The organism is Achromobacter sp. D7-1 (assembly GCF_059760445.1).
On sequence record NZ_JCBAMT010000074.1, the window covers coordinates 24,676 to 33,723 of the forward strand.

The 9,048-nt window shown below is 65.8% G+C and carries 9 protein-coding genes; all 9 read left to right on the forward strand.

What is annotated here, in order from left to right:
- Positions 1–98: 98 nt before the first annotated feature.
- The 9 genes from AC6LKD_RS25215 (at position 99) to hslO (ending at position 8,951) form a co-directional block, all read left to right on the forward strand.
- Positions 99–527, forward strand: a complete 429-nt coding sequence (locus AC6LKD_RS25215; RefSeq protein ID WP_013392301.1) for a CopD family protein — start codon at positions 99–101, stop codon at positions 525–527.
- A 34-nt stretch (positions 528–561) separates the two neighbouring features.
- Positions 562–2,322: a THUMP domain-containing class I SAM-dependent RNA methyltransferase gene (locus tag AC6LKD_RS25220; protein WP_498117797.1), complete on the forward strand. Its 1,761-nt coding sequence runs from the start codon at positions 562–564 to the stop codon at positions 2,320–2,322.
- 251 nt (positions 2,323–2,573) lie between these two features.
- The gene (locus AC6LKD_RS25225) at positions 2,574–2,762 is read left to right on the forward strand and encodes a hypothetical protein (RefSeq protein WP_006389355.1); all 189 of its coding nucleotides are present in this window, start codon (positions 2,574–2,576) and stop codon (positions 2,760–2,762) included.
- A 184-nt stretch (positions 2,763–2,946) separates the two neighbouring features.
- Positions 2,947–3,465: an RDD family protein gene (locus AC6LKD_RS25230; protein WP_013392298.1), complete on the forward strand. Its 519-nt coding sequence runs from the start codon at positions 2,947–2,949 to the stop codon at positions 3,463–3,465.
- A 150-nt stretch (positions 3,466–3,615) separates the two neighbouring features.
- The gene (locus tag AC6LKD_RS25235; protein ID WP_498117798.1) at positions 3,616–4,524 is read left to right on the forward strand and encodes a DUF2167 domain-containing protein; all 909 of its coding nucleotides are present in this window, start codon (positions 3,616–3,618) and stop codon (positions 4,522–4,524) included.
- A gap of 137 nt (positions 4,525–4,661) precedes the next feature.
- Complete coding sequence (locus tag AC6LKD_RS25240; protein ID WP_413772867.1) at positions 4,662–5,552, forward strand: UDP-2,3-diacylglucosamine diphosphatase; 891 nt, start codon at positions 4,662–4,664, stop codon at positions 5,550–5,552.
- 127 nt (positions 5,553–5,679) lie between these two features.
- The gene (locus AC6LKD_RS25245) at positions 5,680–7,404 is read left to right on the forward strand and encodes an acetate--CoA ligase (protein ID WP_498117799.1); all 1,725 of its coding nucleotides are present in this window, start codon (positions 5,680–5,682) and stop codon (positions 7,402–7,404) included.
- A gap of 22 nt (positions 7,405–7,426) precedes the next feature.
- Positions 7,427–7,948, forward strand: a complete 522-nt coding sequence (locus AC6LKD_RS25250) for a gamma carbonic anhydrase family protein (RefSeq protein ID WP_013392294.1) — start codon at positions 7,427–7,429, stop codon at positions 7,946–7,948.
- A gap of 73 nt (positions 7,949–8,021) precedes the next feature.
- On the forward strand, positions 8,022–8,951 hold the full coding sequence (hslO, locus tag AC6LKD_RS25255) for an Hsp33 family molecular chaperone HslO (protein ID WP_013392293.1): 930 nt from the start codon (positions 8,022–8,024) through the stop codon (positions 8,949–8,951).
- Positions 8,952–9,048 lie beyond the last annotated feature (97 nt).

Genomic DNA, 9,048 nt, shown 5'->3' on the forward strand with positions numbered 1-9,048 from the left:
GCCGCCGCCCCGCAAAGCCCCGTCCGCGGGGCTTTGCCCAGGTCCTGGGCGCAGGGTGGCGCAGCTTACAATGCGGCTTTCCTCGACTGGATCGCACCATGGCCATGCTTTGGGTCAAGACCTTTCACATCGTCTTCATCGCTTCCTGGTTTGCCGGCCTGTTCTACCTGCCGCGCATATTCGTGAACCTGGCCCAGCAATCGGACGCCACGGTCCAGACCACCCTGCTGGGCATGGCGCGCCGCCTGTACCGCTTCACCACCATCCTGGCCGTGGTCGCGGTCGTGTTCGGCATGTGGCTGTACCTGGGCTATGGCATCGGCGTCGGCCCCGGCAACGGCTGGATGCACGCCAAGCTCTTTTTCGTCCTGCTCGTCATCGGCTACCATCACGCCTGTGGCCTGATGCTGCGCAAATTCGAACAGGGCAAAAACACCCGTTCGCACAAGTTCTATCGCTGGTTCAACGAAGTTCCCGTCTTGCTGCTCTTGGTGGTGGTGGCGCTGGTCGTCGTCAAACCCTTCTGATACCCCCTACCTCTGCACATTCGCCAGGATTCGTATGTCCTCTGATGAACAGGACCGTCCGCGCAAGACGCTGACGATCAAGAAAACGGCGCGCGACGCCCATGCCGAAGACGCCCCCAAGCGCACCCGCACGGGCGCCCGCGCCCGCCTGGTCGCGCAACAGGAGCGCACCAAGGAAAGCATCGAACGCCAAAAGGACCCCGTCGCTTATCAGCGGCGCAAGGACGAGGAGGCCCGCGGACCGCGCGGCGCCGGCCGCGGCCAGCCCGCGCGCGGCTCGTCGGATCGGGCCGCGCCTGGCCGAAACGCCTCGGACCGGACCGCCCCTGGCCGCTCCGCTTCAGACCGCAAACGCGACGATGGCCCGCGGCGCGAAGCTGAGTCTGGCGGCCGCTCCGGCCGCGCCCCGCAGCGCGCGCCGCGCCTGCGGGACGATCAGTACATCGCGCCGGCCACGCCGGCGGGACGCTTCTACGACCCGTTCGAAGACGACGGCCCCGCCCCGGAATACCAGGCCGAACCCGACCATGTCCAGGAAGCGGATTTCGCCGAGGCTCGCGACCATGACGACGGCTACGACCAAGGCCACAGCAGGCGCGAGCCCGTCGTAGAAACCCGCAGCCGCCGCCCGCGCGAAACCCGCCAGGCGGAAGTGTTTCCCATCTTCGCCCCCTGCCCCCAGGGGCTGGAAGAGGCGCTGACGGCGGAAATGCAGGCGCTGGGCTTCGAGGACGCGCAGGCCGGCCGCGCCGGCTGTTCCTTCACCGCCGACTGGGCGGGCGTGCAGCGCGCCAACCTGTATTCCCGCCTGGCCACCCGCATCCTGGTGCAGGTGGCCCATGCCGAGATTTCGCACGAAGACGACATCCTGGACCTGGCCCGCGACACCCCCTGGGAACGCTGGTTCGGCGCCGAGCAGACCCTGCGCGTCGACACCTCTGCCATCAAGAGTCCGGTGCAAAGCCTGCAGTACTGCAATCTGCGCGCCAAGGACGGCATCTGCGACCGCCTGCGCGAACTGGAAGGCGAACGCCCCAGCATCGACACGGTGCGTCCGGATGCCCGCGTGCACCTGTTCCTGACCGGGCACACCGCCACGCTGTACCTCGACACCTCGGGCGAATCCCTGTTCAAGCGCGGCTGGCGCCTGGACAAGGGCGAAGCGCCGCTGCGCGAGAACCTGGCCGCCGGCATGCTGGCGCTAGCGGGTTGGGACCCGGCCGCGCCGCTGCTGGATCCGTTCTGCGGATCGGGTACCATCCTGATCGAAGCCGCCTGGATCGCGCTGGGCGTGCCCCCGGGCATCTCGCGCCCCTTCGGCTTCGAGCGCCTGCGCGGGCACGACGCCTACCGCTGGCGCGACCTGAAGGACGACGCCCGCTCGCGCATCCTGCCGCAGCTGGACGCGCCGCTGGTCGGCTACGACCTGGACCCGCAAGCCATCGAATTCGCCCGCAACAACGCCGAACGCGCCTGGCTGACGGAAGACTCCATCCGCTTCGAGGTGGGCGATGCGCGCCATGTCACGGCGCCCGCGGATCATGGCTGGATCGTCACCAACCCGCCCTATGGCGAACGCATGGGGACGGAACAGGACGCGGATCTGTGGCGCGACTGGGCCACCTGCCTGAAGCGCAATTTCGCCGGCTGGCAGCTGCATGTCATCACCAGCGACCTGACCTTGCCCAACCAGATGCGTTTGAAACCCAAGCGCCGCGTGCCGCTGCACAACGGTTCGCTGGATTGCCGCCTGTTCGGTTTCGAGCTGGTCGCCGCCGGCTACCGCGACGCCTGAGGACGCTTCCCGCCCCGGGCGGCTACGGCCCCCGGCGCGCCTCTTTTTCCCTCTGAGGCAGTACGTTGTAAACGCGCAGCAACATGCTGCGCGTATCTTTGCTTATGGTGTTCCCCCGCCCCGTTTGGGAGCATCATCGCACCAAGGTGTTGCCAATACGCACCGGCCACTTGCACAAGTTCAGGGTTAACCCCTATAATTCGGGTTATCCCTAGTAGCTAAACAAACAGTGCAAGCCCGTGGAGGCTATTGTGATCAACCCGAACAACACCATCCGCCTGACCGACGAACTCGAGCGCCAACTGATGCTCCAGGCTATTGAAGAACAATTCCGTCCGCACCCGATGCGGGCGTTGGCCGCCGGCCTGCGTAAGCTGGCCCACGGCATCCGTGCCCTGGCTGGCAAGACGAGCGCCAAGAACGCGCACTCCGCCGCCTAAGCAAGGCCCAGGCTCATGGCCTGAACAGTTTTCCCCTTGGGGGCTGCACAGCCCCTTTTAAGACCCGCCCTTACCGACGGGTTTTTTTTTGCCTGGAACGCCCCCGGCAAGACATCCTGCGAAAGTCGCCGCAAGCGCACAGGCCAGGTCGCCAAAGCCCGGCTTTGTCGGATAATAGCGACCCATGACGACCGACGCCCTCCTCGACCAGACTCCCAACCGGCTGCGCCGGTTCGCCTGCATGATGTACGAAGCCGTGCTGCTGTTTGGCGTGGTGTTCCTGGCGGGCTACCTGCTGGATACGCTGACCCAGAGCAAGAACGCGCTGGAATTGCGCGGCGCCCGGCAGGCTTGGCTATTCGTCGCCATCGGCGCGTATTTCGTGCTGTGCTGGCGCCGCCGCGGCCAGACGCTGCCCATGAAGACCTGGAACATCCGCCTGGTCGACCGCGACGGCAATACCCCCTCGACTGCCCGGCTGATGCTGCGCTATGTCCTGGTCTGGCCCCTGGTGCTGGTCGGCGCGGCAGCCGTCTGGGCGGCCGCCAGCGCTACCGGCTGGCCCTCGATGGACATGTTCATCGTCGCCGCGCCTTTCACGATCTTCATCTGGTCCTGGTTCGACCCCGACGGGCAGTTCCTGCACGACCGCATCCTCGGCACCCGGCTGCGCAACGCGCCGCAGCGCAAAAAGGCCCGATAGGCCGGGATCCCGGCGCGCCGATGGGCGTGTCGCACACATCCTGCGACAAACAGCAACATCATGCGGCGATTTGGCGGTTTGCTTTCAGAAAGTTGAAAGTCGACCGCAAAGACAATGGGGCCCCTTTTTTTTCAGACGCCCCGAACCATCATGCGCGCTTTTCTTTCCCGTGTTGCGCTGGCTGCCGCCAGCGCCCTGTTCCTGCTGCCCGCCGGCGCCCTTGCGCAGAACGCGGCCGCCCAGCAGGAAATCGAAGCAGCCACGAAAGCCGCCTTTGCCGCGGCCCAGGAAGGGCCGGCCGACGTCAAGCTGGGCGACCAGGCAATCGTCCATCTGCCCGCAACCATGTTCTTCGTGCCGCGCCTGCAGGCCGACCGGCTGATGGCCGCCTACGGCAATGGCAAGGATCCATCCCTGCTCGGCGTGGTGATGCCCAAGAGCGACGATGACGACTGGGCCATCACTGTCAATTTCGACAAGGCCGGCTACATCAAGGACGACGACGCCAAGAACTGGAACGTCAACGAATTGCTGGACAGCCTGCGCGAAGGCACCGAGCAATCCAATGAAGAGCGCAAGCAGCGCGGTTTCCCCGAGTTGATCATGGACGGCTGGGTCGAAGCGCCGAAGTACGACAGCAATACGCAGCGCCTGGTCTGGTCGGTCGCCGTCAAGCACAAGGGCGAAAGCGCCACCGAGAACCCCACCGTCAACTACAACACCTACGCGCTGGGCCGCGACGGCTACATCACGCTGGACCTGATCACGCAGAAGAGCATGGTGCCCAAGGACAAGACGGCCGTGCTGACCCTGCTGGACAAGCTGGATTACGTCGAAGGCAAGCGCTACGCCGACTTCAACTCGTCGACCGACAAGGTTGCCGAATATGGCCTGGCCGCCCTGGTGGCCGGCGTGGCCGCCAAGAAGCTGGGCCTGTTCGCCGTGATCGCCGCCTTCCTGGCAAAGTTCGCCAAGGTCGGCGTGCTGGCCGCGGCCGCGCTGGGCGGCGGCCTGTGGAAGCGCCTGCGCGCCAAGAAGGCCAACCAGCAGCAGCCCTGACCGCCGGCCATGAAAGCGGCTCCGGCCGCTCACCTCCCGAAGTCCAGCGCACGGCCTGCCGCCGTGCGCCGCCGCACCGGGCGACCTCAGGTCGTCACAACAGCGTCACATGGCGTTCATGTTCCGGTCATCGCCGGATGGTTTCATTCCCAGGCATGAGCACAGCCCCTGGGAAAGCTACCGTGAACGAGATCCGCCCCGCGCACTGGCGCGCCCTCTGGATTTCCGATATTCACCTGGGTACCGCCGGGTGCAAGGCGGAATTCCTCCTCGACTTCCTCGACCACAACGATTCCGACACGCTTTACCTGGTGGGGGACATTGTCGACGGCTGGCAGTTGCGCAAGCACTGGCACTGGCCCCGGGCGCACAACGACGTCATCCAGCGCATCCTGCGCAAGGCCCGCAATGGCACCCGGGTCGTGTTCATCCCGGGCAATCACGACGAATTCGCGCGCGAGTTCGCCGGCTACGCCTTCGGCGACATCGAAATCCTGGACGAGGACGTGCACGTCACCGCCAAGGGACAGCGCCTGCTGGTGCTGCACGGCGACCAATTCGACGGCGTGATCCAGCACAGCCGCTGGCTGGCGCACCTGGGCGACGGGCTCTACCAACTGGCGCTGTGGATCAACCATCATTTCAACCGGCTGCGCCACCGCCTGGGGCTGCATTACTGGTCCCTGTCGCAATACCTGAAGCACAAGGTCAAGAACGCCGTGTCCTTCATCACCGACTTCGAGGAAGCGCTGGCGGGCGAAGCCCGACGCCGAGGGCTGGACGGCGTGGTCTGCGGCCATATCCACAAGGCCGAACTGCGCTACGTGGGCGAAATCCTCTACTGCAACGACGGCGACTGGGTGGAGAGCCTCTCTGCCTTGGCGGAGACCCACGACGGCCAGCTCCAGCTGCTGGACTGGGCCGCCATCACGGCGGAACGCGAGGCCGACCCCGGCGCCCGTCCGCCCCGCTCGCTGACGCTGCCGGCCCTGCCATCCGCGCTGCGCCGCCAAGGCAAACACCCGTGATAACCCGTATGCGTCCCCGTTACGCAACGGGGATGTTGCAGTTCACGGCCCTCTAGGTCATGCTTGCATCTGGGGCAACGGGCGAACTTGACCCGTTCACGCTGCAACATGCTTACAACATAGGGCCATGAACGACCAATATCAGGCGCTCTACCAAACATTCCGCTGGCTGGTACCCACCCAGTTCAACATCGCGGAAGCGTGCTGCCACCGCTGGGCATCCAGCAGTCCGGATGCGCGGCGCATTGCCATCTACTACGAAGATGAATCCGGCAACCGCGAGGTCTGGACCTATGCCCGCCTGGCGGAAGCGGCCAATCAGCTAGCCAACGGCCTGGTGAAAATGGGCGTGGGCCGCGGCGACCGGGTCGGTGTGGTGCTGGGACAACGCCCCGAAACCGTGGTGGCCCATATGGCCATCTACAGCGTCGGCGCGGTGGTGCTACCGCTGTCCGCCCTGTTCGGCCCGGAAGCCCTGGAAAGCCGCCTGCGCGATTCCGAAACCCGCGTCGCCATCGTGGATTACGCGTCCAGCGCCAATCTGCTGGCCGTGAGCGACAACTGTCCCAACCTGCAGCAGATCATCGGCATCGGCTTCGCCGACGAGCGCGTCCTGCCCTGGCGCAGCCTGCTGGCGCGCCAACCCAGCGAATTCAAGATGGTCCAGACCCGCTCCTCGGATCCGGCCATCCTGCTCTATACCTCCGGCACCACCGGCGCCCCCAAGGGCGCGCTGCTGCCGCATAGCGTGCTGATCGGCAACCTGCCGGGCTTCGTGGCCTCCCAGGACTGGTTCCCGAAGCCCGCCGACGTGTTCTGGTCGCCCGCCGACTGGGCCTGGACCGGCGGCATGATGGATGCCCTGCTGCCCACCCTGTACTTCGGACATCCCATCGTCGGCACGCGCGGCCGCTTCTCGGTCGAACGCGCCTTCGAACTCCTGGAGCGCTACCAGGTCACCAACACCTTCCTCTTCCCCACCGCGCTCAAGATGATGATGAAAGCGGTGCCGGAGCCCCGCAACCGCTATCAGCTGGCCTTGCGTTCCATCATGAGCGCCGGGGAAAGCGTGGGCGAAACGGTCTTCGAATGGTGCCAGTCGGCATTGGGCGTGACGCCCAACGAAATGTTCGGCCAGACGGAAATGAACTATGTGGTCGGCAACAGCCAGAAGCGCTGGCCCGCCAAGCCGGGCAGCATGGGCCGGCCATACCCGGGCCACAACGTCGCGGTCCTGGACGAAGACGGCAAGCCGGTCGCGCCCGGCGCCACGGGCGAGATCGCCGTCAACCGGCTCGACATCCATGGCTATCCCGATCCGGTGATGTTCCTGGGCTACTGGCGCAACGAGGCCGCCACCCAGGCCAAGTTCAAGGGCGACTGGTGCCTGACGGGCGACCTGGCAACGGTCGACGCCGACGGCTACCTCTGGTACGCGGGCCGCGCGGACGATGTGTTCAAATCCGCCGGCTACCGGATCGGCCCCGGAGAAATCGAAAGCTGCCTGATCGGGCATCCCGCGGTGGCCAACGCGGCCGTCGTGCCCAAGCCGGACGCCGAGCGCGGCGCCCTGGTCAAGGCCTATGTGGTGCTGACGCCGGAGTTCGCGCAGCGCGACCGCAACGACATCATCGAGAACCTGCAGGAACACGTGCGCGAGCGCCTGGCCCCGTATGAATACCCCAAGGAGATCGAATTCGTCGACGAGCTGCCCATGACGACCACCGGTAAAATCCAGCGCCGCATCCTGCGCCTGCGCGAAGAAGAGCGCTCGCGGGCGACCGCAGGTATGGCAGACGCACAGCCAACGCACGCGCCGCAGACAGACGCGCAGCAGGCGCCCAAGGCCTGACGCTGCAACCGGAGAACTAGGCATGCCCATTTACCAGCTCGACGACCTGATCCCCAACATCGACCCGGCCGCCTATGTGGCCGACAGCGCCGACATCATCGGCAACGTCACGCTGGAGGCAGGCGTCAGCATCTGGTCCAACGTGTCGATCCGCGGCGACAACGACGCCATCCTGATCCAGAGCGGCACCAATATCCAGGAAGGCAGCGTGCTGCACGTGGACGACGGCTGTCCCATGACCATCGGCCCCAATGTGACGGTGGGCCATCAGGCCATGCTGCACGGCTGTACCATCCACGAGGGCGCCCTGGTGGGCATGCAGGCCATCGTGCTGAATAACGCCGTCATCGGCCGCAATTGCTTGATCGGCGCCGGCGCCATCATTCCCGAAGACCGCATCATTCCCGACAATTCCCTGGTCATCGGCATCGGCAAGATCGTCCGCCAACTCTCGGACGAGGAAATCGCCAATCTGCACAAGAACACGGCCCATTACGTGGCGCGCGGCCAACACTACAAGACGGCCCTGAAACGGATCGGCTGAGCGCCCCGGCGCGACGCTTCGACCCTGCTGGCGGCAGGGGGAATAGACCGGCCCGATCGGCTAACATTCCTCCATGACCGATCAGCTCAAGAAATACCTTACCGAAGACCGCAGCGTCCGCATCCAGGCCGTGCGCCTGGAGGCGACCTGGAAGGCCGTGCAGGCCAATCACGACTATCCCCCCGCCATCACCCACCTGCTGGGCGAACTGGTGGCGGCATCCACCCTGCTGGCCGCCAACATCAAGTTCGACGGCTCGCTGGTGCTGCAGATCCAGGGCGACGGCCCCATCGCCCTGCTGGTGGTGGAATGCCGCAACGACCTGAGCCTGCGCGCCACCGTCAAGATGCGCGAAGGCCACGAAGTACCCAGCGACGGCAACATGCAAAGCTTGCTGAACCCGGGTGGCAATGGCCGTTTCATCGTAGTGCTGGACCCGCAGCGCAAGCTGCCGGGCCAGCAGGCATATCAGGGTATCGTGCCCCTGCAGGGCGACACCGTGGCCGAGGCGCTGCAACACTACATGAAGGCCTCCGAGCAACTGGACACCCGCCTCTGGCTGGCCGCCAACGCCGACCACGCCACGGGCATGCTGATCCAGCGCCTGCCGTACCACGGCGGTTCGGACGCGCCCACCCTTACCGAGCAGAACGCCGCCGAAACCTGGGACCGCGCCTGCGCCCTGGCCGGCACCATCAAGCACGACGAACTGCTGGCCACCGACATCGACACGCTGATCCATCGCCTGTTCTGGGAAGAAACCCTGGTGGCGTTCGACCCGCTGGCCGTGCGCTGGCACTGCCCCTGCACCCGCGAACGCGTAGCCAGCATGCTGCGCACGCTGGGCCAGGAAGAGGTCGACAGCATCCTGGCCGAACGCGGCCAGGTCGAGGTGTCCTGCGACTTCTGCGGCAAGCCGTATAAGTTCGATTCCGTCGACTGCGCCACTTTGTTCTCGTCCAGCGCGGCGCCCGCCGCGGACGAACCACCCACGGTGCACTGATCCATGCCGGCGGCCTGGCCGCCGGGACGTTTCCATCACGCCGGCTTATCCTCATCGACAGGCGGTCATGCCTGCGCCAGACTGCGCAGCCATGACC

Bases quoted from the DNA above. Each gene is read 5' to 3' on its own strand.
- AC6LKD_RS25215 (WP_013392301.1), top strand. From the start codon at position 99: ATGGCCATGCTTTGGGTCAAGACCTTTCACATCGTCTTCATCGCTTCC.
- AC6LKD_RS25220 (WP_498117797.1), top strand. From the start codon at position 562: ATGTCCTCTGATGAACAGGACCGTCCGCGCAAGACGCTGACGATCAAG.
- AC6LKD_RS25230 (WP_013392298.1), top strand. From the start codon at position 2,947: ATGACGACCGACGCCCTCCTCGACCAGACTCCCAACCGGCTGCGCCGG.
- AC6LKD_RS25235 (WP_498117798.1), top strand. From the start codon at position 3,616: ATGCGCGCTTTTCTTTCCCGTGTTGCGCTGGCTGCCGCCAGCGCCCTG.
- AC6LKD_RS25240 (WP_413772867.1), top strand. From the start codon at position 4,662: ATGGTTTCATTCCCAGGCATGAGCACAGCCCCTGGGAAAGCTACCGTG.
- AC6LKD_RS25245 (WP_498117799.1), top strand. From the start codon at position 5,680: ATGAACGACCAATATCAGGCGCTCTACCAAACATTCCGCTGGCTGGTA.
- AC6LKD_RS25250 (WP_013392294.1), top strand. From the start codon at position 7,427: ATGCCCATTTACCAGCTCGACGACCTGATCCCCAACATCGACCCGGCC.
- hslO (WP_013392293.1), top strand. From the start codon at position 8,022: ATGACCGATCAGCTCAAGAAATACCTTACCGAAGACCGCAGCGTCCGC.